This window comes from Pedobacter sp. Bi27, assembly GCF_918698255.1.
Taxonomy (GTDB): domain Bacteria; phylum Bacteroidota; class Bacteroidia; order Sphingobacteriales; family Sphingobacteriaceae; genus Pedobacter.
Map to the genome: position 1 here is coordinate 544,772 of NZ_CAKKMW010000003.1, position 25,131 is coordinate 569,902.

General features: G+C 37.2%; 25 protein-coding genes. 10 read left to right on the plus strand and 15 right to left on the minus strand.

Going from position 1 to position 25,131, the window contains the following annotated elements:
* Nucleotides 1-13 precede the first annotated feature (13 nt).
* The 4 genes from LQ227_RS12465 to xth all read left to right on the plus strand — a co-directional run bounded on the left by LQ227_RS12465 (nucleotide 14) and on the right by xth (nucleotide 2,844).
* Nucleotides 14-664, plus strand: coding sequence for a response regulator transcription factor (locus LQ227_RS12465; protein ID WP_230149504.1), 651 nt, complete (start codon nucleotides 14-16; stop codon nucleotides 662-664).
* Nucleotides 665-788: 124 nt separating this feature from the next.
* Entirely contained in the window at nucleotides 789-1,307 is a 519-nt protein-coding gene (locus tag LQ227_RS12470) for an RNA polymerase sigma factor (protein ID WP_057932132.1), read from the plus strand.
* 79 nt (nucleotides 1,308-1,386) lie between these two features.
* Nucleotides 1,387-1,755: a two-component system response regulator gene (locus tag LQ227_RS12475; RefSeq protein ID WP_230149506.1), complete on the plus strand. Its 369-nt coding sequence runs from the start codon at nucleotides 1,387-1,389 to the stop codon at nucleotides 1,753-1,755.
* Nucleotides 1,756-2,067: 312 nt separating this feature from the next.
* On the plus strand, nucleotides 2,068-2,844 hold the full coding sequence (gene xth / locus LQ227_RS12480) for an exodeoxyribonuclease III (protein ID WP_230144640.1): 777 nt from the start codon (nucleotides 2,068-2,070) through the stop codon (nucleotides 2,842-2,844).
* A 2-nt stretch (nucleotides 2,845-2,846) separates the two neighbouring features.
* On the opposite strand, the gene LQ227_RS12485 is transcribed toward xth, so the two are convergent.
* The 7 genes from LQ227_RS12485 to LQ227_RS12515 form a co-directional block, all read right to left on the minus strand.
* On the minus strand, nucleotides 2,847-3,257 hold the full coding sequence (locus LQ227_RS12485; RefSeq protein WP_230144641.1) for a PAS domain-containing protein: 411 nt from the start codon (nucleotides 3,255-3,257) through the stop codon (nucleotides 2,847-2,849).
* Nucleotides 3,258-3,444: 187 nt separating this feature from the next.
* Entirely contained in the window at nucleotides 3,445-3,711 is a 267-nt protein-coding gene (locus tag LQ227_RS12490; RefSeq protein WP_029275483.1) for a hypothetical protein, read from the minus strand.
* Nucleotides 3,711-4,826: a M42 family metallopeptidase gene (locus LQ227_RS12495; protein WP_057932128.1), complete on the minus strand. Its 1,116-nt coding sequence runs from the start codon at nucleotides 4,824-4,826 to the stop codon at nucleotides 3,711-3,713. The genes LQ227_RS12490 and LQ227_RS12495 overlap by 1 nt, the downstream gene beginning before the upstream one ends.
* Nucleotides 4,827-4,882: 56 nt before the next feature.
* Nucleotides 4,883-5,296 (minus strand): GNAT family N-acetyltransferase, encoded by a 414-nt coding sequence (locus LQ227_RS12500; RefSeq protein ID WP_230144643.1) that lies wholly within the window; start codon nucleotides 5,294-5,296, stop codon nucleotides 4,883-4,885.
* Nucleotides 5,297-5,298: 2 nt separating this feature from the next.
* The gene (locus LQ227_RS12505) at nucleotides 5,299-5,892 is read right to left on the minus strand and encodes a hypothetical protein (RefSeq protein ID WP_230149508.1); all 594 of its coding nucleotides are present in this window, start codon (nucleotides 5,890-5,892) and stop codon (nucleotides 5,299-5,301) included.
* A gap of 18 nt (nucleotides 5,893-5,910) precedes the next feature.
* A complete protein-coding gene (locus tag LQ227_RS12510; RefSeq protein ID WP_230144645.1) occupies nucleotides 5,911-7,083 on the minus strand; it encodes an MFS transporter in 1,173 nt (390 codons plus the stop codon).
* Between the two features lie 89 nt (nucleotides 7,084-7,172).
* On the minus strand, nucleotides 7,173-8,714 hold the full coding sequence (locus tag LQ227_RS12515) for an acyl-CoA carboxylase subunit beta (RefSeq protein WP_230144646.1): 1,542 nt from the start codon (nucleotides 8,712-8,714) through the stop codon (nucleotides 7,173-7,175).
* Between the two features lie 967 nt (nucleotides 8,715-9,681).
* Between LQ227_RS12515 and LQ227_RS12520 the strand changes: the two genes are divergently transcribed.
* From LQ227_RS12520 to can, 3 genes are all read left to right on the plus strand, one after another.
* Entirely contained in the window at nucleotides 9,682-9,912 is a 231-nt protein-coding gene (locus LQ227_RS12520) for a hypothetical protein (RefSeq protein WP_230146655.1), read from the plus strand.
* Between the two features lie 145 nt (nucleotides 9,913-10,057).
* Complete coding sequence (locus tag LQ227_RS12525; RefSeq protein ID WP_230144648.1) at nucleotides 10,058-11,665, plus strand: SulP family inorganic anion transporter; 1,608 nt, start codon at nucleotides 10,058-10,060, stop codon at nucleotides 11,663-11,665.
* Between the two features lie 2 nt (nucleotides 11,666-11,667).
* Nucleotides 11,668-12,324 (plus strand): carbonate dehydratase, encoded by a 657-nt coding sequence (can, locus tag LQ227_RS12530; protein WP_230144649.1) that lies wholly within the window; start codon nucleotides 11,668-11,670, stop codon nucleotides 12,322-12,324.
* Between the two features lie 64 nt (nucleotides 12,325-12,388).
* Here can and LQ227_RS12535 read toward each other — a convergent pair whose 3' ends face one another.
* The 8 genes from LQ227_RS12535 to LQ227_RS12570 form a co-directional block, all read right to left on the minus strand.
* Nucleotides 12,389-12,649, minus strand: a complete 261-nt coding sequence (locus LQ227_RS12535; protein WP_230144650.1) for a hypothetical protein — start codon at nucleotides 12,647-12,649, stop codon at nucleotides 12,389-12,391.
* Between the two features lie 113 nt (nucleotides 12,650-12,762).
* A complete protein-coding gene (locus LQ227_RS12540) occupies nucleotides 12,763-14,271 on the minus strand; it encodes an arylsulfatase (protein ID WP_230144651.1) in 1,509 nt (502 codons plus the stop codon).
* Nucleotides 14,272-14,340: 69 nt separating this feature from the next.
* A complete protein-coding gene (gene pruA / locus LQ227_RS12545; RefSeq protein ID WP_230144652.1) occupies nucleotides 14,341-15,975 on the minus strand; it encodes an L-glutamate gamma-semialdehyde dehydrogenase in 1,635 nt (544 codons plus the stop codon).
* Nucleotides 15,976-16,199: 224 nt separating this feature from the next.
* The gene (locus LQ227_RS12550; protein WP_230144653.1) at nucleotides 16,200-16,925 is read right to left on the minus strand and encodes a LytTR family DNA-binding domain-containing protein; all 726 of its coding nucleotides are present in this window, start codon (nucleotides 16,923-16,925) and stop codon (nucleotides 16,200-16,202) included.
* Nucleotides 16,922-18,058 (minus strand): sensor histidine kinase, encoded by a 1,137-nt coding sequence (locus tag LQ227_RS12555; RefSeq protein ID WP_230144654.1) that lies wholly within the window; start codon nucleotides 18,056-18,058, stop codon nucleotides 16,922-16,924. The genes LQ227_RS12550 and LQ227_RS12555 overlap by 4 nt, the downstream gene beginning before the upstream one ends.
* Complete coding sequence (locus LQ227_RS12560) at nucleotides 18,055-19,467, minus strand: S41 family peptidase (protein WP_230144655.1); 1,413 nt, start codon at nucleotides 19,465-19,467, stop codon at nucleotides 18,055-18,057. The genes LQ227_RS12555 and LQ227_RS12560 overlap by 4 nt, the downstream gene beginning before the upstream one ends.
* Before the next feature lie 71 nt (nucleotides 19,468-19,538).
* Entirely contained in the window at nucleotides 19,539-19,718 is a 180-nt protein-coding gene (locus tag LQ227_RS12565) for a hypothetical protein (protein WP_057932114.1), read from the minus strand.
* Between the two features lie 132 nt (nucleotides 19,719-19,850).
* Nucleotides 19,851-21,263: a S41 family peptidase gene (locus tag LQ227_RS12570; RefSeq protein ID WP_230144656.1), complete on the minus strand. Its 1,413-nt coding sequence runs from the start codon at nucleotides 21,261-21,263 to the stop codon at nucleotides 19,851-19,853.
* 287 nt (nucleotides 21,264-21,550) lie between these two features.
* Here LQ227_RS12570 and LQ227_RS12575 point away from each other — a divergent pair, with 287 nt between their 5' ends.
* The 3 genes from LQ227_RS12575 (at nucleotide 21,551) to LQ227_RS12585 (ending at nucleotide 25,091) form a co-directional block, all read left to right on the plus strand.
* Nucleotides 21,551-21,784, plus strand: a complete 234-nt coding sequence (locus LQ227_RS12575) for a hypothetical protein (protein ID WP_230149510.1) — start codon at nucleotides 21,551-21,553, stop codon at nucleotides 21,782-21,784.
* 100 nt (nucleotides 21,785-21,884) lie between these two features.
* Entirely contained in the window at nucleotides 21,885-23,594 is a 1,710-nt protein-coding gene (locus tag LQ227_RS12580; RefSeq protein ID WP_230149512.1) for a hypothetical protein, read from the plus strand.
* A 309-nt stretch (nucleotides 23,595-23,903) separates the two neighbouring features.
* Nucleotides 23,904-25,091: an HlyD family secretion protein gene (locus LQ227_RS12585; RefSeq protein ID WP_230144659.1), complete on the plus strand. Its 1,188-nt coding sequence runs from the start codon at nucleotides 23,904-23,906 to the stop codon at nucleotides 25,089-25,091.
* Nucleotides 25,092-25,131: the final 40 nt, after the last annotated feature.

The following is a 25,131-nucleotide window of genomic DNA, read 5'->3' on the forward strand; positions in this document are numbered from 1 at the left end:
TTATATTTGAATTATGATTAACATTATTCTTGCGGATGATCACCATATTATCCGAACCTCACTTAAAGCACTTATAGAAAAACACGAAGGCATCAAGGTTGTTGCAGAAGTATCAGACGGTTTAGCGGTTTTGGAACTTTTGGGAAAGGGAATAAAAGCTGATATCATTTTATCAGATATTGTAATGCCTGGGCTCGATGGAATAGGTTTAGCCAGCACCATTAAGGAGCGGGGATACGACGTGAAAGTAGTTGTCTTGTCTATTTTAGATGACGAAAAGTACGCGTCAAATGCCTTTACATCAGGTGCTTTTGCTTACCTGTCAAAAGATATTGAAGAAGATGAATTGCTGTTTTGCCTAAAGCATGTAATGAAAGGAAAACGCTATCTTTCCTCTAATTTATGCATCTCCATTTTAGAGCGTTTTAATACCCAGTTAAATATGCTTTCGCAAAAAATGAATACTGAAATCAACTTTTCTGAGCGCGAAATTAATGTATTAAAACTCATTGCAGATGGGTTGACGAATCAGGAAATAGCGGACAAATTGTACTTAAGCAGGCGGACAGTAGAGAGCCAGAGGGAAGCTTTAATCAGTAAAACCGGCACAAAAAACTCTGCTTCTTTGGTTCGTTTTGCGATGCGAAATGGTTATGTAGCCTAGTATTTTTGATCGTTTTAGGGCAATTTTTTAGTGTTTTAAATAAACCGTAAAAAATCGGGTATTTCTACAAATAACATTGCATGGTACTGTTTGTTGAATATCTACATCATACCTAAAACGAATCATGGAAACATTAAATTTCAATTGTGACATATACCAATACAGACAACCACTTTTTGATCGCGCATTAGCGTATACGCGTGATGAAGACGATGCTGCTGATTTAGTTCAGGACACCTTTATGAAGGCATTTAGGTTTTCGGCTAAGTTTGAAATGGGAAGTAATGTACGCGCTTGGCTTTTTACAATTCTAAAAAATACCTTTCTTAATCATTATTATAAGGTAAAAAGGAAAAATGAAATGATCCAGCAGGAAGAGGATTTAACTTCCATCCAATTGGTTCCAAGTGCATCATTTAATGGTGGTGCGGCAAAGTTTATGATGGAGGACATCCAGAAATCATTAAATGCTTTGCCAGAAGACTGCCGTTTTTGTTTTTGCCGTTATTTTGAAGGTTATAAATATCATGAAATTGCAGCTGAGCTCGATATCCCGTTGGGCACTGTGAAAACCAAAATACATGTAGCAAGAGGGCTTCTTAAAAAGATGCTTAAAAATTATAAATCTGGTTTGGCTGCCTAATGTTCTCATCATTTATTCGGGTTAATTCAGGTATAAATACATCATGTGAGCTAATTAACTTAAACTAGATTTGTTGCATATGAGCAACATGCTAGTTAAGAAAATCTTCATAGTTGATGATGATGAAAACATCCACGACATTATAAATTTAATTTTTGAGGAAGAGCATTACCTTATTAAAGGCGCTTTAAGCGCCGATGATCTGGAAGAAGCAATCGCTGATTTTCTGCCAGATATTATTTTATTGGATATCTGTATTGGTAAACATGATGGTCGGGATATTTGCAATAAATTAAAGCACAATCCTAAAACAGCTCATTTGCCCATTATATTGCTTTCGGCTTTAAATATGGATAATTTAGGCTGCTCACCAACGGCCATCATTGAAAAACCTTTTGATATTATGGATCTCCAACAGAAGGTGAAAACATTGTTGGATAAAAACTAAAGATCATTTGAGCATAAAAAAGGGATAGACTAACAGCCTATCCCTATATCTAAACTCAAACATGCGCTCAAACATGAATGAATCTCCAAAATTAAACATTTTAGTTTATTATTAGTTTTAAAAAGCAGTGTAAATAGTTAAAGATTACATATTAGAAGGGTGTTAAGCCACGCTTAGTTTTACTATCTGAAATACTTAGTTTCATTTTTGAGTTTTATTGCTGAGATTTATCAAATGAAATTATCATGATTTTCAAACTGTACTCCAGGTCAATCATGATTGCTTCATTACCATTAAAACATATTGACACAGATGAAAATAGCAACTTATAATGTAAACGGAATAAATGGGCGCTTACCTGTGCTGTTACGTTGGCTGGAAGAAACCCAACCTGATGTAGTGTGTTTACAGGAATTAAAGGCACCGCAAGAAAAGTTTCCGGAGCAGGCTATTAAAGATGCTGGTTATAATGCCATTTGGCATGGTCAAAAAAGTTGGAATGGCGTTGCTATATTGGCTCGAAACCTGGAAATAAAAGAGCTAAAACGAAATTTGGATGGCGATCCTGAAGATTTGCACAGCCGATACATCGAAGCAATGGTGAATAATGTTATAATTGGTTGTCTTTACCTTCCGAACGGAAATCCGGCACCAGGACCAAAATTCGAATACAAGTTGCGATGGTTTGAGCGTTTTACGGCCCACGCGGCAAAACTGTTGGAATATAATTTACCGGTAGTTTTATGTGGCGATTATAACGTAATACCTACAGAGCTTGATGCTTATAAACCAGAACGTTGGGTTGAAGATGCTTTATTCCGTCCTGAAACCCGTTTGGCATTTCAAAATTTAATGGCGCAAGGCTGGACAGATGCGATCAGAAAATTATACCCTACGGAAACGATATATACCTTTTGGGATTATTTCAGGAATGCATACGGTAGAGATGCGGGATTAAGAATTGATCATTTTTTACTAAGCCCTCAGGTTAGTGATCGCTTAAAATCTGCGGGAGTAGATAAACACGTGAGGGGCTGGGAAAAAACAAGCGATCACGGGCCGGTATGGATTGAACTTAGCGAGGTTTAATATTATTGCAGCTTATTCTTTAAATCGGTTACATCTAAAATTGTTCCTATTAATTTTAAGCATTCGCCGTCCGGTTGGGATAGTATTCCATCGGCTTTAATCCATCTAATTTCTCCATCAGGCCTGCAAATCCTGTATACCGAGTGGTAACTGTTTTTTTCTTTCGAAACCGTGAGTTCAATTTCATCCTGAACGTGGTCAAGGTCGTCTGGTAAAATTAGGCCTAAAACTTTTTCATAACTTAAAACCTCATCTGGTGGGCAACCTAGGCTTTTCTTAAATGATCGGGTTGAACGGAGGATGCCCGTTGCTATACTTAATTCCCAAAAACCAAGACCAAGGTGGTCGAACACCACATCCCAATGATCATCGCAAATAATGGATAGATCAATATTTTTCTTATTTGTACTCATAAATAAAGGATAAACTATTTGGGGAAATTACATAAACAATGTAAAAGTATTTTGAGTATTAATAAAAATAAGCGTAGTGCTCAGGGGTTTAAATAAAATGAGAAGCAAAAGGTAGGATGGTTTTGCGTAGTTGCCCGAGCAGGCAAAAAATAAGTCAAGCTTTAAAACTTGACTTACTTGGGAATAATTAATGCTGATTGGTGTTTTTTGACTTTTCTATCAGTTCTTTTTGATCGCTCAAATCTTTATAGTAGAAATAACCACCAAATCCTAAGATGAGGATGATATTACTTATTTTGAAACTATGATCAAGCCAATAACTGAATGCTGGCACATTGCCACTAAAACTCTGTTTAATGTTTGGCCATGAGTTAAGAATGAAAATAATAACAATCATTAGCAAAACCTTTAGCAAGGTGCTGATGATGATCTTTTGATGATTTACTTTTTCCATTATTTAAACTCTCTGAAATCCTGACCGTCGGTAATGTTCAATAAGCTTTCATAAATCAAGCTGATTACATTGTCAACATCCTCTTTGTGCACCATTTCTACGGTAGTATGCATATAACGTAACGGCAAAGAAATTAATGCTGATGGTACGCCGCCATTCGAATAGGCAAAAGCATCGGTATCGGTTCCGGTAGAACGCGAAGATGCCTGGCGCTGGAAAGGAATATGGTTTTTCTCAGCCGTTTTAATTAATAATTTATTTAAATTGGTTTGAACAGCTGGCGCATACGACACCACAGGGCCTTTACCGGCTGATAAATCGCCTTGAATGTTTTTGTTAATCATTGGCGTAGTGGTATCGTGTGTTACATCGGTAATAATGGCCACATTAGGTTTAATTCGCTGGGCAATCATCTCGGCACCGCGTAAACCGATTTCTTCCTGTACAGAGTTTACAATGTATAAGCCGAAAGGAAGTTTTTTCTTGTTCTCTTTTAATAAACGTGCTACTTCGGCAATCATAAAGCCGCCCACACGGTTATCTAAGGCACGACCAACATAGTAGCGGTCATTCAAAACCATAAACTCATCTTCGTAGGTAATTACACAGCCTACGTGGATGCCCAATTTTTCTACTTCTTCCTTTGTAGTACAACCACAGTCTAAAAAGATATTTTTTAATTCTGGTGCCTGTTCTTTTTCGCCATGTCGGGTGTGGATCGCTGGCCAACCGAATACTGCTTTAACCAATCCCTTTTCAGTATGAATATTTACCCGTTTTGATGGCGCAATCTGATGATCTGAACCACCATTGCGGATTACATAAATTAAACCATCTGCGGTAATGTAATTTACATACCAGGAAATTTCATCGGCATGTGCTTCTATAACTACTTTAAAAGCAGCTTTAGGGTTAATAACACCTACAGCGGTACCGTAATTATCGATAAAGTGTTCGTCGATATATGGTTTTAAATAGTTTAACCAAAGTTTTTGCCCTTCCCATTCGTAGCCGGTAGGAGCAGGGTTGTTAATGTATTCTTCAAGAAACTGCAGCGATTTTTTAGTTACCACAGCAACATGTTTTTTCTTTTCGTCGTCTTTTTTCTTAGCCATTTTAATAGATATGAGATTTGAGTATTTAGATTTGAGACATCATACTCATTTTTAACTTAACTTGATAATTCTTTTTCCATTACCACAAAATCGTAACCATCTTTAAAAAAGGTTTTATCGGTTTCGTGGAAGCCAAATTTAAAATAAAATTCCTTAGCATTTACACGTGCGTTGCACCATAGTTTTGTCGCTTTTTGAATTTTACAAAAATCAAGGATATAGGCCATTAGTTGTGAGCCATAACCTGCTTTTTGAGTATCGGGCAGAACGGCAAGTTTACGGAACTGATAAACATCTCCATCATGAAACAAAGAAACTACTCCTGTCAACTTATGATCGAGGTATAATCCAAAATGGATGCCTTCAAAATCATCCGGAAGCTTTACGCTATCAAAAGGTAATTCTGGATACATGGCCTCATGCCTGATCCGCCAGGTTAGAGAAGGGAATATTTGCTCAATTTGAACCATAATTATAATAAAAAGCTAAAGCCGATTTTTCCGCCAATTCCGTAATAGGTATCGGTTTTGTTAATTGCAGCTAAAGGGCCTAAAGCCAATTCGAAGTTAACTTTTCTACGAATAGCAGTTTGAAATCCCCATTGCGGCATAATATTAATCTGATAACCATATACGGTATCACTTTGTGTTGGGATAATGGCTAATACATCAAGGCCTACATAACCAGCACTGTTATTTAAAGTTCTTTTACCTTTTTTAATCCTTCTGTTAAAATTGTAATAGTGCCTAAATCCTCCATTAAGAGCAGGGTAAACTTTGAAATCTGTGTCTGTGTTAAAACTAAAATTATAATTGTTATCAATGGAAATCTCAGTTCGATAAATAAAAACGCCTTGGGCCCCTGCACCAAAATAAACTGAAGTTGTTTTACCCACTTTTTGCTCCCTTTCGTAGCCAAGTCCCAATATGGTCAACCTGATTTTATTTAATGATTTTACTTCGGTTGGCTGTTCTACTTTTGTACTGTCTTGCGCTTTTGCTTTACCGAAAATGGCCAGGCAAATAAGTAAGGCCGAAAATGTTTTGATCGCGTTTTTAGATTTCATGAAATTTTTATTGATTAGTTATTTGTTTTTTCTTCCGTAGAACTGATAAATTAAGATATTAAGGACAATTATTCCCGTCATTCCATAACAGAATAATGCCCATCCGCCTTGGTCCCACAGCCACAAACCCAAAGCTGAGCCACAGCTGGCGCCAATAAAACTAACCGACATAAAAATGGTGTTTAGTCTGTTTCTGGCCTCTGGTATTAGGGTGTAAATTCGGGTCTGGTTGGTTACGTGTATGGCTTGCTGACCGATGTCTATAAGCACAATGCCAATTACAAACAGGTACAAATGGCTGCCAGTAAAATAAAACAAGGCGATACTAACGATTTGTAATATAAAACCAATCATTAAGTTTTTGCGCGGATTGTTACCGTCGCTTAACTTTCCAACCAATGGCGCTGCCAATGCGCCTGCGGCGCCAGCAATTCCAAATAATCCAATCTGCAGGGTTTGGAAATTAAAGGGTGGGTTAGCCAGAAACAATACCATGGTAGTCCAAAATGCACTAATAATGGCGAAAGCCAGGAAGTTAATAATCGAAGTCTCCCTTAAGGCAGGTTGGGTTTTAATGTAACTGAACATCGAACGCATGAGTTCTTTGTAGGTACCTTTAAAGGCAGGATAACTCTGTGGAAAACGTTTGGCCATTAAAAAAATAAGCAGGCCACAAATTCCGGCCGCAATATAATAAACGGCTCTCCAGCCTAGCCAAAAGCCAATACTGCCGCTTACCGCCCGCGAAGCTAAAATTCCGACCAGTAAACCGCTCATAATCATACCGATATTGGCTCCCCGGTTCTCGTCGGTACTTAAATTAGCCGCTAAGGGCAAAATCAATTGGGGTACAATAGAGCAGGTGCCAATTAAAATTGAGGCAACTTCCAGTACAAAAAAGGTATGTGAAACCGCGGCAACCAGTAAGGCGAAGATTGCCAGTCCCGTAATTACAAGGATCTGTTTTTTGCGCTCAAACATATCGCCCAGCGGTACTAAAAGGAAAAGCCCTAAAGCATAACCGATCTGCGTGAGGTAGGTAATCCGTCCGGCATCGGTTTCGGTGAGGTTAAAATCTTTTGCAATTAAGATTACCAAAGGTTGGCAGTAGTAAATATTTGCAACAATCAGGCCTGTGCAAAAAGCCATGAGGAGGATATCGGCGCGTGATAATTTCTGAGTAATCTGCATTTAGTCTTAAGTCGGAAGCCCTCAGTCATGAGTCTCTATAGTCTGGATTGATACAAACCTTACTATGGACCAATGACTGGGATTATTTTCTACAAAGGTATATTTCCATGTTTCTTTCTTGGATTATTCACCACCTTATTTTCCAACATCTTAAAGGCTTTTATCAACTTTGTACGGGTTTGGGCTGGTTCAATCACCTCATCAACAAAGCCGCGCTCGGCCGCGCGATAAGGGTTGGCAAAGATATCTGAATATAATTTTTCTTTCTCCAGCCATTTCTCTTCAGGGTGTTCTGCTGAAGTAATTTCTCTTTTAAAAATAATTTCGGCAGCACCTTTAGCACCCATTACAGCAATTTCTGCACTTGGCCAGGCGTAGTTCATATCTGCACCAATATGTTTGCTGTTCATCACATCATAGGCACCACCATAAGCTTTTCTGGTAATTACAGTAATGCGTGGTACAGTAGCCTCACTAAAAGCGTATAGCAATTTTGCCCCATTGGTGATAATGCCATTCCACTCCTGATCTGTACCCGGCAAAAATCCTGGAACATCTTCAAATACCAATAATGGAATATTAAAACAATCGCAAAAGCGGACAAAACGTGCTGCCTTGGTAGAAGAATTGCTATCTAAAACGCCTGCCAAATAAGCGGGTTGATTGGCTACAATACCAATACTTCTCCCTGCAAGGCGGGCAAAGCCTACCACAATATTTTCGGCATAAGCAGCATGCACCTCTAAAAAGCTATCCGTATCGGCCACGACAGAAATCACTTCACGTATATCGTAAGGTTGTGAAGCATTTTCGGGCATAAAAGTGTTTAATTCTGGTCGGCTTTCATCGGCTGTTTCATAAGGTAAATGATCGGCTATTTCCTCACAGTTTTGCGGCATATAGCTCAGTAGTTTCTTTACATGGTTAATAGCCTCAATTTCGTTGGCACAGGCAAAATGGGTAACGCCCGATTTTGTAGCATGTGTGCTGGCACCGCCTAATTCTTCTGAGGTTACTTCTTCGTGCGTTACCGTTTTAACCACATTTGGGCCCGTAACAAACATATAAGAAGTATTTTCTACCATTAAAATAAAATCGGTAATGGCTGGCGAATAAACAGCACCCCCTGCGCATGGCCCCATAATGGCCGATAGCTGCGGAATTACACCCGAAGCCTGTACGTTTTTATAAAAGATATCGGCATAACCGCCCAAAGAAACAACCCCTTCCTGAATGCGGGCACCGCCACTATCATTTAAACCGATCAGTGGTGCACCATTTTCCATGGCCATATCCATAAGCTTGCAAATTTTCTCTGCATGGGTTTCGGATAGTGAGCCTCCAAACACGGTGAAATCCTGAGAGAATACATAAGTTAACCTGCCATTAATTGTTCCATAGCCCGTTACTACACCATCGCCAAGATATTTTTCGCGTTCCATTCCAAAGTCAGTACTTCGGTGCGTAACCATCATGCCAATTTCTTCAAAGCTCCCTTCATCCATTAAAAAATGAATGCGCTCGCGGGCTGTAAGTTTACCTTTTTTATGCTGACTGTCGATTCGGGCCTGTCCACCGCCAAGGTTTGCCTGGTTAATTTTATCTTTAAGTAATGCTATTTTTTTGTCCATTTGCAACGCTATGAGATTTTAAAATTAAAAATTACCAGCGGTAATACAAGGTAAACGAGGTGTTATTTTAAGCATACCATGTCGAGTAAAGCAGAAGGCTGGCTATGGAAACGGTTGGTTCTGCGCTTTTGGCTTTTTTAGCCCCGCTTTTTGGTACGAGTTCCGATGAAGGATCGGAAGCTCTTCCCGGCAATCGGGTTTATTTCACCTAGGCCTGTGCTTGGAAAACAAACCGCTGTTAACTAAACCCGACAGCAGCGGTTCCGATTCTTCATCGGAATTAGCGAATGGCGGGACTACAGCACCTATGAAATACTAACCTTTCATTTTCAAATAAAGAATAATAATTTTAATAGGAAACGGTTGGTTCTGCGCTTTTGGCTTTTTTAGCCCCGCTTTTTGGTACGAGTTCCGATGAAGGATCGGAAGCTCTTCCCGGCAATCGGGTTTATTTCACTTAGGCCGGTGTTTGGAAAACAAACCGCTGTTAACTAAACCCAACAGCAGCGGTTCCGATTCTTCATCGGAATTAGCGAATGGCGGGACTACAGCACCTATGAAATACTAACCTTTCATTTCCAAATAAAAAATAATAATATTTAATAAGAAACGGTTGGCTCTGAGCTTTTGGTAGGTTAGGTCCCGCTTTTTGGTACGAGTTCCGATGAAGGATCGGAAGCTCTTCCCGACAATCGGGTTTATTTAACCTAAGGCAGTGCAAGAAACAGCTTTTATGTCGAATGCAATCGCCTTATCTGTTAAATTACATTTTTTTTACAGCTTAAAGCATTGAAAAACCAATTATCCGTTTATTTTTGTAACCGTTAGTATTAAAACAACATTAGGATTTTAGATGTTTTTAAGGAAATACAAGTATTTAATCGTTGCCTCATTCATGTTCATCTTCATGGCGAAGATGGGTATATCTGGTGCGCCGGTATTTTGTACGAGTATTGACAAGGAAATCATGAACGCTGTAATCATGCAAATCGAGTTAGAGCATGAAGGCGGGAAGGATACCGCCAAAGACACTGCAAAATTTACCGATTTCAAACTCGTTGAACTTAATCATCCTATCTTCTCTTACGAATTCTCTTCAAGCCATTTCTTTCTGAAGAGCAGTTTCATCGAACATTTCAAAAGATATGTAGATCCATATCACCCTACGGTACCAACACCGCCACCTAACTTTATTTAGTCTTTTTTATTGGGGTAACTTATTGCAATCAGTAATTTGAGCAGGTATGTTGTGTTAAATATTTATACGATATGCTTGTTCCTTGATCGCTTTTAAGATTCCTCCGCGATTTATTCGTTAAAATTTATTAGATAATTATATCGTTATGCAAAAGTTTAACCCGGCCTTTTCAGGTTCGGACGTGAAGAAATATATTCTTAAAAAGAATTTAAAGAAAGATTTACCTGCAAGTATTGTAGTGTTTTTAGTGGCTTTGCCATTGTGTTTAGGTATTGCACTAGCCTCAGGTGCACCGTTATTTGCTGGTTTGATCACTGGTATTATTGGAGGGGTAGTGGTTGCCTCTTTCAGTGGATCGCAATTGAGCGTTAGTGGCCCTGCAGCGGGTTTAACCGTTATTGTTTTGGGTGCCATAACATCTTTGGGGAGTTATCAAACCTTTTTACTTGCAGTTGTATTGGCTGGGGTATTCCAAATGATTTTAGGCCTGGTAAAAGCCGGAACTATTGGTAATTACTTCCCTTCGAGTGTAATTGAGGGGATGCTTGCAGCAATCGGACTGATTTTGATTTTAAAACAGTTGCCACATGCGTTGGGTGTTGATACCGATTTTAGTGGCGACGAAGGATTCTTTCAGCAAGATCACGAAAATACTTTTTCTGCGATTACAGCAGCGGTAAGCCATTTTAGTTTGGCTGCTGTGGTTATCAGTTTATTATCGATAGCTATTCTGATTGTTTGGCCTAAATTTCCAAAATTAGCGGTTGTACCTGCACCATTGTTGGTGGTAACACTTGGGGTTCTTGGAACTATACTTTTTGCTGGTACCGATCATCCGCTACGCGCCGATCAGATGGTGAAAATTCCAGTGGTAAGTGGTTTTGGCGAATTTTTAGGCCTGTTTACCATGCCCGATTTCTCTCAGTTGGCTAATAAAAATGTTTATATAACAGCTGCAACTATTGCCGTTGTGGCAAGTTTAGAAACTTTATTAAGCATAGAGGCAGTAGATAAAATAGATCCAATTAAACGTGTATCGCCAACAAATAGAGAATTAATCGCCCAAGGTTTAGGCAACATCACCAGTGGTATGGTTGGTGGCTTACCTATGACATCGGTAATTGTTCGTAGTTCGGCGAATGTTAACGCTGGTGCCCGGACCAAAATGTCGGCTATTTTTCATGGTTGTTGGTTATTACTTTCACTTTTGTTTATTCCAGGGGTAATTAACATGATTCCGTTGTCGTGTTTGGCCGCAATCCTTTTGGTAACAGGATATAAACTAACCCGTATTAGTTTATTTAAACACATGTACCATAAAGGATGGGACCAGTTTGTGCCATTTGTAGTTACGGTGCTTGCAGTTTTATTTACCGATCTGCTAAAAGGTGTGGCCGTTGGTATGTTGGTTTCTATTTTCTATTTACTCCGTACCAATATGCGTAACCCGTTCTTTTACAGAATTACAAATGAAGGTGATAAAAAGCACATCAGGATTAAACTGGCAGAAGAGGTTTCTTTTCTGAACAAAGCAGCAATACAAGTAGTTTTAACGAATATTCCGAAAGAAACAGATGTAATTATTGATGGTTCGAATGCCAGGTATATCGATCCTGATGTATTGGAAACGATTTATAATTACAAACATAATGCTTATACCAAGGGTATTATCGTCACATTGGAGAATATCCAAAAACATTATACAGTACCAAAATTAAATATAAAAGTAGAAGAAGATATTAATAAGTCATAATTATGTGCGCAAAAACAATAGATACGAAAGATATAACATACGATAGCCTGTTACAAGGCAATAGGGACTGGGTTAAAGATACAATTGACAATGATCCTGCCTTTTTTGATAAACTGTCTGAAGGTCAGAGCCCACCGGTATTGTGGATCGGTTGTTCTGATAGCCGTGTGCCGGCAAACCAGATTACCAACACCAGACCAGGCGATATTTTTGTACATAGAAACATCGCCAATGTGGTGGTTCATACCGATATGAATTTACTTTCAGTGCTGGATTATTCCATTAATGTATTAAAAGTAAAACACGTTATTGTTTGTGGCCATTATGGCTGCGGTGGCGTGAAAGCTGCATTAGGCAATAAACAGGTTGGAATTATTGATAACTGGTTGAGAAATATCCGTGATGTATACCGTACGCACGAACGTGAAATGGCGACAATCAAAGATCCTGATCAGCGTTTTGACCGCTTAGTTGAATTAAATGCCATTGAGGGCGCTGCAAATGTAACCAATACATCAATTGTACAAAGCGCCTGGGCCAATGGCCAGGAATTAGCGGTACATGCCTGGGTTTATAGTTTAAAAACAGGAATCATTAAAGACTTAAAAGTAACCTGTACTTGTCTTGATGATGTTGCCCCTGCGTTTAAAGTAGGATAAAAAGCACCAATAAGTGCTATTTTTTAGTTGTTAGGGAAGGCTCCCGATTTTACATCGGGGGCTTTTATTTTTCTGTGGTATTGGGCATATTTCCTGCTTCTCCCTTATTGCCTTTTTCTGCATCTGTTCTTGCTTCTTCCGAACCAAAATCGCCCATTCCGAAATCTCTGCCAAGGTTACCCGCTTCAGTTTCAACACTATTTTTCTTTTCGTTATCGTTGCTCCGGTGGCGCGGCACCTGCTGATCGGGCATATTGGTTTTATCGGCGCTGTTATCAGCATTTTTATTGCCCAGATTTTTGTTGTTATCTTTTGTGTTTTCCATGATCTTCTTTTAAGCTATTTATATAAAACAGCATAAAAGAAGATTGGTTTTACATCTTTAAAATGGTGTTGTATAAGTAGAGTTGGTCAGGGAAATCGACCAGCCGATCGGTTTTATTTGGTTTTCGCTTCTTCGGTACTTAATAAAGATTCCAATTCTTTCACCTTTTCCGGATATTTTAGTGCAAGGTTGTTCTTTTCACCCAAATCATCATTTAAGTTATACAGTTGCACTGTAGGCAGGTTTCCACTATCGGTATGGGTAAGTTTATAAAAAGCTTCTCCTTTTGATGGCCTGATATATTTCCAGTTATCTTTAACAATTGCCAGTTGATTACTCTGTTCGATAAAGAAATCACGGCCTTTTTGGTCTTTTCCGGTAAAAGCATCCCATACATTTTTACTGTCAATTGCGTTTTTGCTTTCTACATTGAAAAAGCTGGCAAACGAGGCCAAAAAATCAATCTGTGAAACTAAGGCTCCGGAAACACCCGGTTTGATTGTTGCTGGCCACGAAATAATAAAAGGTTCACGTGTACCACCTTCTAAAATGCTGTATTTTCCTCCACGTAAACTACCTGCAGGTGTATGGCCGTTTAATTTTTCGAAACCCTGATCTTCGTAGCCGTCCATAATTACAGGACCATTGTCGCTACTGAAAATGATCATCGTATTTTTATCAAGGCCCAGGTATTTTAGTTGTTTTGTTATTTCGCCAACTGCCCAATCGAGTTGTAAAATTACATCACCACGATTGCCCAGTTCACTTTTCCCTTTAAACATGGTGGCAGGCAAACGCGGTACATGCGGTTCGGTTAATGCATAATACAGGAAAAAAGGTTCCTGTTTATGATTTTCGATAAAATTCTTCGCTTTGGTTAAAAAGGTAACCGGAATTTCCTCATCAGTCCAGCGTGCAAGTTTGCCTCCCTGCATATAGCCAATACGGCCAATGCCGTTTACAATGGTTTGGTTGTGCCCATGATTAGCTTCAGCAGGCATTTTTAACAGTTCTGGATGGTCTTTTCCTGTTGGATCAGTACCAACCGGACTTTTATAATCAACTGTAATCGGATCTTTAGGGTCTAAACCCACTACCAATTGATTTTCCATAAAAACAGTAGGTACCCTATCGGCCGTAGCCGGGAAAATAAAGGAATAATCAAAACCGACTTCTTTTGGCCCGGGCTTCACTTCTTTGTTCCAGTCTTTTTCTACTGCATTGCCCAAGCCTAAGTGCCATTTGCCAACAAGACCTGTTTTATAACCAGCCTGCTGAAAAATTGATGGGAGGGAACTATTATCTGTTGGGATAATCAATGCAGCATCGCCTGGCAAAACACCCGTTCCTTTTTTACGCCATGCATATCTTCCCGTCATTAAGGAATAACGTGAAGGCGTACAGGTAGATGCGGTTGCATGACCATTGGTAAACCGCAGCCCTTGCTTTGCCAATGCGTCAATATTTGGGGTTTTTATTTTTGTTGCGCCGTAACAGCTGAGGTCGCCATAACCCAAATCATCAGCATAGATAATAATTACATTGGGTTTCTTTTGTGCTGTGGCGTAAAAGTTAAAGCTGGCGAGGACAATAATGAGGGATAGTAAAAATTTGTGGTTCATGGTTAGAAAGGGATATTCGGTTAGGCATAAAAAAGGCCAAACAATGATGCTTGGCCTTATATGTTAATATTAATCTTCAGCTAAAAACGGATAACGGTAATCAGTTGGCGGATTAAAAGTTTCCTTAATAGTCCGTGGAGAAACCCAGCGCAACAAGTTAATCATTGCACCTGCTTTATCGTTTGTACCTGATCCTCTGGCGCCGCCAAATGGCTGTTGCCCAACTACTGCACCTGTACATTTATCGTTAATGTAAAAATTACCAGCTGAGTTGCGTAATGCGTAACTGGCTTTTTCTATAGCATATCTATCTTGTGATAAAATAGCCCCTGTTAAAGCATAAGGTGAAGTGGTATCAATTACTTCTAAAATCTGGTCGAATTCTTGATCTTGGTATACGTATACAGATAATACCGGGCCAAAAAGTTCTTCACACATAGTGGTATATTTCGGATCGTCAACCACTAAAACAGTTGGTTCTATGAAATAACCTTTGCTCTTATCATAATTACCACCGGCAATAACTTCAACCCCTTTATCTTTTTTAGCCTGATCAATATATTTAGCCAGTTTATCGAAAGAACGTTCATCAATTACAGCATTAATGAAATTGCTGAAATCTTCAGTTCCACCCATTTTAAATGAAGCTAAATCTCTGATCATTAATTTCTTGATCTCAGGCCAAAGGCTTTGTGGGATATAAGTACGGCTGGCAGCAGAACATTTTTGTCCCTGGTATTCGAAAGCACCACGTACAATTGCAGTAGCCGAAGCTGCAACATCTGCACTTGGGTGAACCAAAATAAAGTCTTTACCACCAGTTTCACCAACTATGCGTGGGTATGATTTGTACTTATGGATATTTGTGCCGATTGTTTTCCATATCTCCTGAAAAACTTTGGTAGAACCGGTAAAGTGAATACCTGCAAAATCAGCGTGATTAAAAACTACATCGCCTACTTCAGGACCATCGGCAAAAATAAGGTTAATTACACCATCAGGTAAGCCCGCTTCGCGAAAAACTTGCATAATTACATTAGCCGCATAAACTTGCGTATCAGCAGGCTTCCAAACCACCACATTACCCATCATGGCTACACAAGCAGGTAGATTACCCGCAATTGCTGTAAAGTTGAAAGGAGTTAAAGCAAATATAAAACCTTCTAAAGGGCGTTGTTCGGTTCTGTTCCACATGCCATTTGGAGATACTGGAGGCTGCTGGCCATAAATATCCTGCATATAACTTACGTTAAAACGTAAGAAATCTACCAATTCGCAAGCGGCATCTATCTCTGCCTGATAGGCATTTTTACTTTGCCCAAGCATGGTTGCAGCATTAATTTTGTAACGGTATTTTGTAGCAATCAAATCTGCAGCTTTCATAAAGATGGCAGCTCTGTGTTCCCAAGCTAAAGCTTCCCAATCAGCTTTGGCAGCTAAGGCAGCATCTATAGCTTGTTTCACATGACTTTTGTCGCCATAACTAAATGTGGCCAGTACATGCTGATGATCATGTGGAGCTACTACTTTCTTTTTGTTTTTAGTATGTATTTCTTCTCCGCCAATAAACATTGGAATATCCAATTGTTTAGAACGTGCCTCTGCGATAGCCTCTTTTAAAAGCGAACGTTCTTTTGTGCCTGGCGCATAGCTATTAATAGGCTCGTTAACCGGGGTAGGTACGTTAAAAAATCCTTTAAGCATATTTTATTTTTTATGATTTGGACAAAGATAATGCTTTTTGGGGTAGGCAATTCTATTATTCTGTAAAGAAAATAGAGCAAACGTTTGACTGGAATAGCCAGAGATAGAAGCCTGGAGACCAAAGCCAATGAGCAGGTAATTTTAAAGAAGTTGTGGTTAAAATGTGGGTATAAGAAAAGTTGACAACTTTACTAATAAGGTGGCAAGAAAGTTGTCAACACGGGTTACAAAAGCAGCTTTTGCTTCATCATGTCTAAAAAATCTTTGCGATAAGTTTCTCCAATCAATATTTCTGCAGAAATGCCTTTTAAAATAATCCTGTTTCCATCAATGGAGGTGATTTTATTAAGCGCAACTATAAACGATTTCTGCACACGGATAAATTGCGCTTTTGGCAACCTTTCCTCTACATCTTTCATGGTTAGGAGCGCAAGCGTTCTAATCCCATTATGGTGAAAAGCAATATAATTTTTCATGCCTTCAACAAAATCAATTTCGCCGATATTAATTTTTAGCATTTTACCTTTAGCCTCTGTTTTAACCATGAAATAATCATCATCTTGCTGGTTCACAGGGATATGAACTTTTTTAGTGTTAATAATCTTTTGAGCCTTGTTTATGGCTTGTAAAAAACGGGGCAAGGGGATAGGTTTAACTAAATAATCAACCACATCAAGATCAAAACCGGCAGTGGCAAACTCTTTATAGGCAGTGGTAAGTATTACCTGTACATCTTTGTTGTTCATCGTTTGGATGAAATCAATGCCCGATATCTCTGGCATATGAATATCCAGAAAAATGAGATCTACAGGGTTGCTGCTTAAAAAACTCAGGGCATCAATCGGATTGGTGAATGTTGCGGCGATCTGTATTGCCGCAACAGACTTTAGGTAATGTTGTATTACTTCAATGGCATGATCTTCGTCATCAACAATAATGCAGTTAATCATGAGGCGTATGGTTGAGGTTTAATTTGTGGTATCTTGAACTGTTCCAAAAAGCCTAAATTGTCAGATGATGATGGTTTTTCTTGGTGATCGGCAACCTTATTGTAAGGCAAAGTTAATTCAAGGCTGTAATCAATCTCGGTTTCATTAATGTTTAATGCAACCCCTTTTTTGTAATGATTTGAGAGTCTTTTCCTTATGTTTTCCATACCTATACCACTCGAGAGTTCTTTAGGCCCTTTTTTCTTTTTGTTCCAAGTGCTTAAACGGATATGATGGTCGGTTTCGTTGATGCTTAAGGCTATTTTAACAGGATGCAAATTATCTGTACAATTGCCATGTTTTAAGATATTCTCTACAACAGTAATTAGAATTAATGGAATCAATCTTACATTATCGGTATTTCCATTCACACTAAAATCGATCTGTAACTTGTTATTGAAACGAAGCTGATTAATTTTAATTACATTTTTAATATGCTCAATTTCCTCTTCTATTAATGTCATGCGGTCATCTTTATCCATTTCCAGGGAATAGCGCATGATTTTACTGAGTGTCATAATGCCATCGGCAAGCTCTTGAGATAAGGGTAACGATTTCGCAAAAAAGAAATTAAGGGTGTTGTTTAAAAAGTGAGGATTAATCTGTGCACGGAGAAAAGCGTATTCTGCTTCATGTTTTTCTTTTTCGATGAGGCGTAGTTTTCGTTCGCGTTTAATTCCTTCAGAGGCAAAATAATACCCAAAGCCCAAAATAGAATACTTTATGAAAACCCATAATACTGCAGCTCCATAATTTAAAAAATTAAATGGAGGGGATTTTGGACCATTCACTCTAAAATGGGGTCTTATATGGTAACTTGTGATGTACCATAGTAAAAAACAAACTGTAAAAGCAAATACTGTCCCCAAAATAAGTAAAAGCGGTTTTATTGGACTAGCAAATTTTTTGCAAACTAAAATACACACGTATACTGTACAAATGTTTGGCAGCTGAGAGATTAATATATCAATCGGGCTAAAAACAAATCCTTCTGGATCTAAGGGATATTCCAATAGATTGCCTAATAGCATATAAGCTATCCAAAAAATCAAATGATATATAAATACCCTGTAATTCTTCTTTGTGTTTATCATTTAAAAAAATATGTTCTTACAAAATCAACCCAATTAGTTGTATCGCTAGGTATTTTTACATTAGGTGTAATACCGACATTGTCTAGTGGTCGCTTTACGCTATGTAGTGATTTGCTAGCAGGATAACTAAGAGAGTAAAAGTTACATGGTAATTTTATAAGTACAGTTTCACCATAGTCAACTGCGCCTGATGTGTTACTGCCATATAAAACCACTTTTTTACTTTGCTCTGCTCTTAATATGAAAAGTTCAGCGCTGCTTGCCGTATTCTCATTAATTATAATTGAGACCCGCGACGGATTTTTTAAAACCTTCGAAAACTTTATTCTATACTCTTTATACAAAAGATAGTGCTCTTCTAGGTGAGCTCTTAATTTCTTAACATCATTTTTCATTTCTATCTTACTCTGCTTAGAAATATTAGGATAATCTATTTCGTAACAATCACGTATATTGTCCTCTGTAGCCAAAACAATTCCTCCATCCACTTTTATGGGGTTGGTGTATAAATAAGGCAATAGTTTCTCAAAGCACTTAGTCGAGCCTCCAGAGTTATCCCTTACGTCAAGAATCAAATGCTCAGTACGGTCAAGTTGAGACTTGTTTTTAAGAATTAAATTATCGATTTGAGTTTTATATTTAGAATTAAATGATGGGAGTTTAATGAGTGAGGTTTTCCGATCAAGAATGCTAAATGATGGGGCGCTATTATTCACAGTTATTGGTTGTAGCGTCTCTTGCTTAGTTTTAGGGCTTTTTATCCACTTGCCAAAGATCCCAAAATTTAGGGTGTCACCATTTTTTAAAAGTATAGGATGTTGTTCTGAGTGATCGCCTCCATTAAAGAATATTGTTTGATATTGACTATCTTTCTTTATCAATTTAAACTTAATTTGTTGTGGCATCCATCTGATCGAATCTGCCTTTAATATAAAGCCAATAAATTGATTAGGCTTTATGTCTTTAATAATTCCAACTTCATATATGCCAAAGCTCCAAATCCCTTCAATACTATCAATGCTTTCTTTGTTTTGCGCGAGGTAAGATTTAAAAACGTTTTCTGTCCAGCTAGTTTTTTCCTCCATTGAAAAAAAATGTCTCACAGAATCAGGATTTAATTTATCAAACTCCATTCCAAATGATATATGTTTATCCTTAAAAAAGGCGAGCCATTCTCTGCCTAAATTCAAACATTTATAAGCATTTGATCTGTCTGCTATTGTTTGCAGGCTATCGGTAAATTTCTGAAATTGTTGCTGATTTTTTATTGTAATCTTATCTTTAAACCCCACATAATTTTTCGTTATCCTATTAGTAAGGTAACGAAAGTTATCAGAGCAGTTGCAGTTCTGTGCCCATAAGCTATTAAAGGAAAAGAACAACAAAACAGATAAGATGATATTTTTCATATTTAATGGGATGATTATAGTTTACATTTTCATTCTTAATGTAAACTATAATTGTTAGCTTCAGTTATCTCTTAACCACTTACTGTTTGATTTACCGTTTTTAGTTCATCACATTGTGGATTTCCTGAATGGCCTCCTCCTGTAGGATTACTTCCTCCATTAATTCTCCTCAACTGGTCATTATCTAAATTAATAATAGTTTTTTTCTTAAAGATAAACTGTGTTCTTTTTTCTAATTTTTTGTTTTTCATAATCGTAATAATAGATAGTTAAATAAATGTGTTTAAAAGTGTTATTTCTGAATTCAATAGCCAAAAATTATACACCAAACAGCCATTTATCTGTATCAAACCAGTAGATTGTATAGTTTAAATAGTGAATCGTTATTTAGTTTTATATTTCTTTACAAAATCAATCCAATCGGCGGTATCGGCAGGTATTTCTACATCGGGTTTAATCCCAATATTATCTAAAGGATAATCTGGTAATCTTAAAGACTTACAAGCAGGATAATAAAGAGTATAGTATTTACATGGCATTTCTATTTTTATAAACTCGGTGTAATCTACAGCACCAGCAGAATTTTGGCCATATAATTTCACCTTTTTGCTCTGTTTGGCTTCTAGCAAAAACAGTTCGGCAGCGCTTCCTGTGCCGCCGTTAACGAGAAACGAAACGCGTTCAGGGTTCTTATAAACTGTTTTAAATCTGATAGTGTCAATAGGGTACAGCTTATAAAGTTCTCCCTCGTGAGCTTTTAACTTGATGAGGCGTTTCTTAAAAGTATTTCTAATACTGTCAGAAGCTTCAGGGTATTCTTTGGAATAACCGTCTTTAATATTGTCTGGTGTTGCCAAAACGTAACCGCCTTCTTGTAGAATGGGATTGGTATATAGATATGGCATCAGTTTTTCGTACACTAAAACAGAGCCACCGCTGTTATTTCTTAAGTCGACAATTAAATGTTTGGTGTTCTTTAGTATGTTTTCATTCTTTTTGATTAAGGCTGCTGTGGGGGCCACATAATCTAATTTGCCGAAAGATGGCATTTCAAAGATGGCCGTTTCATTGTCCAAAACCCGGAATTTTGGGGAGAGATCTATCTCTTTTTTTGGTGTAATAGCTGCAGTTGGCTTGGGTGCCTTTATCCATTTACCGAATATGCCAAGGGTTATGGTATCTTTTTGCTTTGATAATTTGGGGTGCTGTTCCGAATGGTCTCCTCCGCTGAAATAAATCATTTCATATCGTCCATCCTTTTTTACTAACCTGAATTTAACTTGCTGGGTCATCCATCTTATCGAATCAGCCTTTAATACAAATCCCATAAACTGATTAGGGTTAGTGTCTTTAACCACCCCAACTTCATATATACCAGCACTCCAAATCCCTTCTATACTATCGAGTTTGGTTTTATTCTGGTGCAGGTAAGATTTAAAACTGTTTTCTGTCCAGGTGGTTTTTTCTTCGTTTGCAAAAAATGTCCTTACCGAATCAGCGGTGAGCTTATCGAAGTCCATGCCAAAAGCCATGTGTTTATCTTTAAAAAAATCTATCCATTCTCGGCATACACTCAGGCATTTATAGGGATTAGCTTTATTCGCTACCTGTTGCAGACTATCGGTGAATTTTTTAAACTGCTGGCTATTTGCAGGTGTGACTTTATCAGCATAACCTACATAGTTTTTTGTTATTCTATTGGTAAGATAACTAAAGTTATCACCGCAATCGCAGTTCTGGGCTTGTAGATTATAAAATGGAAATAAGAGCAATAAGTAGAAGATAATTTTTTTCATAGTTTTCAATTACAATTATAGTCGATATTTATACTTAAAGGGTAAACTATTTTAAAATACATATCTGTATTATCTTCTGTGTAGGTTAATGTAGCATCTAATTAGCGCCAGTTTGATTCAATTGAGCTATTTCTGATGTAATGCCTCTTTTATCCCTATAAAAAGGCTTTTAGTGTATCTTTTTTTTTGATTGAAATTTAATATCCAATACTTGTTTCGTGTTAGGCCGGCATGGGCGAAACCTGAAAAGCCTTTAAAGAGTAGGGAATAAACTTTAAAAACTAAAAATGAAAAATTTAGAATTACAAGACTTCGGTGTTCAGGAGATGGATGCTAAAGAAATAAATGAAACTGTAGGAGGTGGCTTTTTTGGAGCGCTAATTGGTTTTGTTGTTGGTGCCACTCTTGCTCTTGTTTCTGGCGAGATTACTATAAATGGTGAGGTGGTATCTGGTAGTGATAACTGGTTTACCGCAGGATTAATTGGCGCCGGAGCTGGTGCAGTTATTATTCCAATCTAATTGACTAATATTAATTAGGAATTGGAAATAATTAAAATTATTTCCAATTCCTTCTTTATCTGTTTTTAGAATAAATTCTTCAGATCACTTATTGTTAAATATGAAATTTACACTTATAATTTATCTTTTATTATTAGTATCAAGCAATGCTTATACACAATCCGTAACTTTAAAAGGTAGGGTAGTAGATGCAAAAAATAACATAAAATTATCAGGAGCGACCGTAAAAGTAGGTAATGAGTATACACGTACAGATCACGATGGTTATTTTGAAATGACTGCTCCATTAAAGACTTTAACAGCGCTTGGGATAAATTTTAGTCATGTAGGCTATTTCAATATTCGTTTAATATATCAATCTAATCATTTTTATGAAGTTAAATTAACCGAAAGCAGTATTGAATTACAGGAAGTTATCATTGCAGCAGGTGATGATATTATAAAAAAAGCAATTAAAAGAATTGTTTACAACTACCCAAATAAGCCTATTATCATTAAAGGAATATTGAGAACACAATCATGGCGTAACCAGTCTGAATATTTTAAGTCGGATGCATTAATAAAAGCTTATGTACCAGCCTACGATTCGAAAGAAAAAACCACGGTTGCTGTGGTGCAAAATCGCATGGATACGTTGTATGATAAAACTCTTAAGTATCTGAAACATACATCGAACTATAATGTTGTTGATTTTCAGGATATCGCTCACAATAATTATATCCTTCATAAAATTGCTAAAAAGAAGAAATTTGATTATTTACTTGCTGGTAAGGAGATATACGATAATCATAAAGTATTTGTAATTAATATAACAACACGTGATACCAGTAAGCAATATGATAAAATCCAGGCAACATTGTATATAGATACAGCTACCTACGCATTTGTTGCCGCAAACACATATACTTATAACCTGATAAGGGCTGGCTTTTTACCTCTTAAAATGTTAAATTATCGGGTCGCTTATGAAAAAATAGGGGAGAAGTGGTACTTGAAAGAAACCCATACTTTTGCTTCGTCCGAATTGAAAAAAGAATCACCTCGCACTACAGTTGATTTTATTCGAACTGAAATCGATAGCATAGATGTGGATAAGATTTCATATAAAGATATTGTTCAACATCGGGATGATGTTTTATTAATTAATAAACCCAGAAATAATGAGGAATGGGAGAATAATAGTCATTTGTTTCAAAAAGCCGAAAAGGAAGGGCGAATGGAAAGATTATCCAGTGAATCACTTGATACAATAAAAAGTAATAATGGAATAGCTAATTCAGATAATCAAAAAATAAAGAGACAGTTTGGAAGAAGGGTATTTGACTATTTTAATAAAGATAATGTACGTACCACATTAGGTTTGACAAAATTTCCAGTATTAATGAATGATCAATTTTATCGCGTTTCAGAAAGTATCAATTATGGCTTTGGATTAGGTATCAATTATAGATTATATAAAAATCTATTTTTAGGATTTCAGGTAAATACGAACCTGCGTAACGATAAACATATCAATCTTTCTACATATGATTTGAATATTTCACATGATTTTATTTTAAATAAAAATTCAAGAAATTTAACATTTACACCTTACGCTGGTTTTGAGCAGATAGTTGTTCGTTACAATGAGGTTAAAGTCCGTAATAATACTTTTAATTATGGGCTTAGGGTAGCCTATGAATTAACCCATAAAAAAGCAATATTTTTATCTTCTGGATTCAACTCTGGACTAAATAGCACTATACTAAATACCCTAAGCATTACCCCTAGCCATTATGCTATAGGGTTAGGCGTTATATTTAAGAAATAACGGAGTGGTGTTTCTCTAATAATTTTTGCGGAAAAGTTTAGTCAACAAAGAAAAATAATCTGATGGTTAAATTGAAAATCCCAGTAACCCTCAAATTAATTTAAACTGTATTTTGAGTAGAAAGCTGTATTTAATTAAATATGATATAAATTAATTCTTAGAAAGCTTAATACGATTAAAATATTGTTAACCGATATTGCCTGCTGTGCATCTATCGGTTTTTTTATTTTCTAAGGTCAAAAACAGTTTCATCCCTACAATCCCCCTTTTCGTGTATCTTTTTTCTGGCATAATTTAATAATTACAAACTTGGCCTTAACCAAGCCAATTGATGATATGCCTTTTACAGAAGAAGCCAATTTCGAAGATAATTCCATCATTTTTTTACACCATACCAAGGTAAGGACACAAATTATTTATTCTGCCACAATTCTATTCATTCTTGTGGCTTTAGCGGCCTTACCATTTATTTATACAACGGTAAGCGTTAAGGGCAATGGTTCTTTGCAGAGTAATATTGAAAGAACAGAACTGCTGGCACCTGTGGGAGGGAAAATTACCCTGATTAATTTAACCGATAATAAAAAAATAAAAAAAGGACAACTTCTTTTAAATATAGACCCTACTATACCTGAAACACAAAATGTGATTTTGAATAATCGCTCAGGTGAATTAAAAAATTTGTTAAATGATGCGCTCCTCGTTTTAAAACTGGTCGACTTAAGCAATGCAGGGCAACCTGCATTGCAAACCGGCCTGTATGCGGCAAGTTGGCAACAATACGCGGAGCAGATTCAAAATGCACTAAATGCACGCGAACAGGCCTACAAGATTTATAAAAGGTATGAAACACTGTATAGCAAGAAGGTGGTTACCGAAGCAGAGTATGAGCAATATAAGTTTAATTACGATCAGGCGCTTTCTGATTTTAATCTGGTGGCTAAAAAGTACAAAACACAGTGGCAAACAGAATCTAATCAATATAGAAAAGAATTAAAAGATCTCGATGGTCAGAAAATCCAGCTTACCGAGCAGGAGAAATTATATCATTTAACCGCAGGGGTATCCGGAACAGTGCAAAATCTATCAGGTTTACAATTGGGTTCGTTCATTACCGCCAATCAGAAAATTGGTGAGATATCGCCTGATAGTGCTTTGTTGGCCATCTGTTATATTAAACCTGCTGATATCGGTTTAATTAAAGCTGGCCAAACCGTCAGGTTTCAGATCGATGCCTTTAACTATAACCAATGGGGCCTGCTTGCCGGTGTAGTAGCCGACATTTCTGACGATATTATATTGATTAACCAAAGCCCTTATTTTAAAGTGAAGTGTAAATTAGACAAGGATTATTTAAAGTTAAAAAACGGTTATAAAGGGCAGGTAAAAAAGGGAATGACCTTTAATGCACACTTTACTATTGCAGAACGAAACTTGTATCAATTGCTTTATGATAAAGTTGATGATTGGTTAAATCCAAACGGAGTTAAAAGCTAAAAGACCAAAGCCGAAAATTCTCAAATCATCCAATCTCACA

What these genes read in the sequence shown, in the direction of transcription:
- LQ227_RS12500 (WP_230144643.1), bottom strand. Translation starts at nt 5,296, where the DNA reads ATGGTTCAAATTGAGCAAATATTCCCTTCTCTAACCTGGCGGATCAGG.
- LQ227_RS12580 (WP_230149512.1), top strand. Translation starts at nt 21,885, where the DNA reads ATGAAATTTACACTTATAATTTATCTTTTATTATTAGTATCAAGCAAT.
- LQ227_RS12490 (WP_029275483.1), bottom strand. Translation starts at nt 3,711, where the DNA reads ATGGAAAAAGTAAATCATCAAAAGATCATCATCAGCACCTTGCTAAAG.
- pruA (WP_230144652.1), bottom strand. Translation starts at nt 15,975, where the DNA reads ATGCTTAAAGGATTTTTTAACGTACCTACCCCGGTTAACGAGCCTATT.
- LQ227_RS12575 (WP_230149510.1), top strand. Translation starts at nt 21,551, where the DNA reads ATGAAAAATTTAGAATTACAAGACTTCGGTGTTCAGGAGATGGATGCT.
- LQ227_RS12475 (WP_230149506.1), top strand. Translation starts at nt 1,387, where the DNA reads ATGAGCAACATGCTAGTTAAGAAAATCTTCATAGTTGATGATGATGAA.
- LQ227_RS12570 (WP_230144656.1), bottom strand. Translation starts at nt 21,263, where the DNA reads ATGAAAAAAATTATCTTCTACTTATTGCTCTTATTTCCATTTTATAAT.
- LQ227_RS12565 (WP_057932114.1), bottom strand. Translation starts at nt 19,718, where the DNA reads ATGAAAAACAAAAAATTAGAAAAAAGAACACAGTTTATCTTTAAGAAA.
- LQ227_RS12470 (WP_057932132.1), top strand. Translation starts at nt 789, where the DNA reads ATGGAAACATTAAATTTCAATTGTGACATATACCAATACAGACAACCA.
- LQ227_RS12465 (WP_230149504.1), top strand. Translation starts at nt 14, where the DNA reads ATGATTAACATTATTCTTGCGGATGATCACCATATTATCCGAACCTCA.
- LQ227_RS12520 (WP_230146655.1), top strand. Translation starts at nt 9,682, where the DNA reads ATGAACGCTGTAATCATGCAAATCGAGTTAGAGCATGAAGGCGGGAAG.
- LQ227_RS12495 (WP_057932128.1), bottom strand. Translation starts at nt 4,826, where the DNA reads ATGGCTAAGAAAAAAGACGACGAAAAGAAAAAACATGTTGCTGTGGTA.
- LQ227_RS12560 (WP_230144655.1), bottom strand. Translation starts at nt 19,467, where the DNA reads ATGAAAAATATCATCTTATCTGTTTTGTTGTTCTTTTCCTTTAATAGC.
- LQ227_RS12505 (WP_230149508.1), bottom strand. Translation starts at nt 5,892, where the DNA reads ATGAAATCTAAAAACGCGATCAAAACATTTTCGGCCTTACTTATTTGC.
- LQ227_RS12540 (WP_230144651.1), bottom strand. Translation starts at nt 14,271, where the DNA reads ATGAACCACAAATTTTTACTATCCCTCATTATTGTCCTCGCCAGCTTT.
- LQ227_RS12550 (WP_230144653.1), bottom strand. Translation starts at nt 16,925, where the DNA reads ATGATTAACTGCATTATTGTTGATGACGAAGATCATGCCATTGAAGTA.
- can (WP_230144649.1), top strand. Translation starts at nt 11,668, where the DNA reads ATGTGCGCAAAAACAATAGATACGAAAGATATAACATACGATAGCCTG.
- LQ227_RS12485 (WP_230144641.1), bottom strand. Translation starts at nt 3,257, where the DNA reads ATGAGTACAAATAAGAAAAATATTGATCTATCCATTATTTGCGATGAT.
- xth (WP_230144640.1), top strand. Translation starts at nt 2,068, where the DNA reads ATGAAAATAGCAACTTATAATGTAAACGGAATAAATGGGCGCTTACCT.
- LQ227_RS12525 (WP_230144648.1), top strand. Translation starts at nt 10,058, where the DNA reads ATGCAAAAGTTTAACCCGGCCTTTTCAGGTTCGGACGTGAAGAAATAT.
- LQ227_RS12515 (WP_230144646.1), bottom strand. Translation starts at nt 8,714, where the DNA reads ATGGACAAAAAAATAGCATTACTTAAAGATAAAATTAACCAGGCAAAC.
- LQ227_RS12510 (WP_230144645.1), bottom strand. Translation starts at nt 7,083, where the DNA reads ATGCAGATTACTCAGAAATTATCACGCGCCGATATCCTCCTCATGGCT.
- LQ227_RS12535 (WP_230144650.1), bottom strand. Translation starts at nt 12,649, where the DNA reads ATGGAAAACACAAAAGATAACAACAAAAATCTGGGCAATAAAAATGCT.
- LQ227_RS12555 (WP_230144654.1), bottom strand. Translation starts at nt 18,058, where the DNA reads ATGATAAACACAAAGAAGAATTACAGGGTATTTATATATCATTTGATT.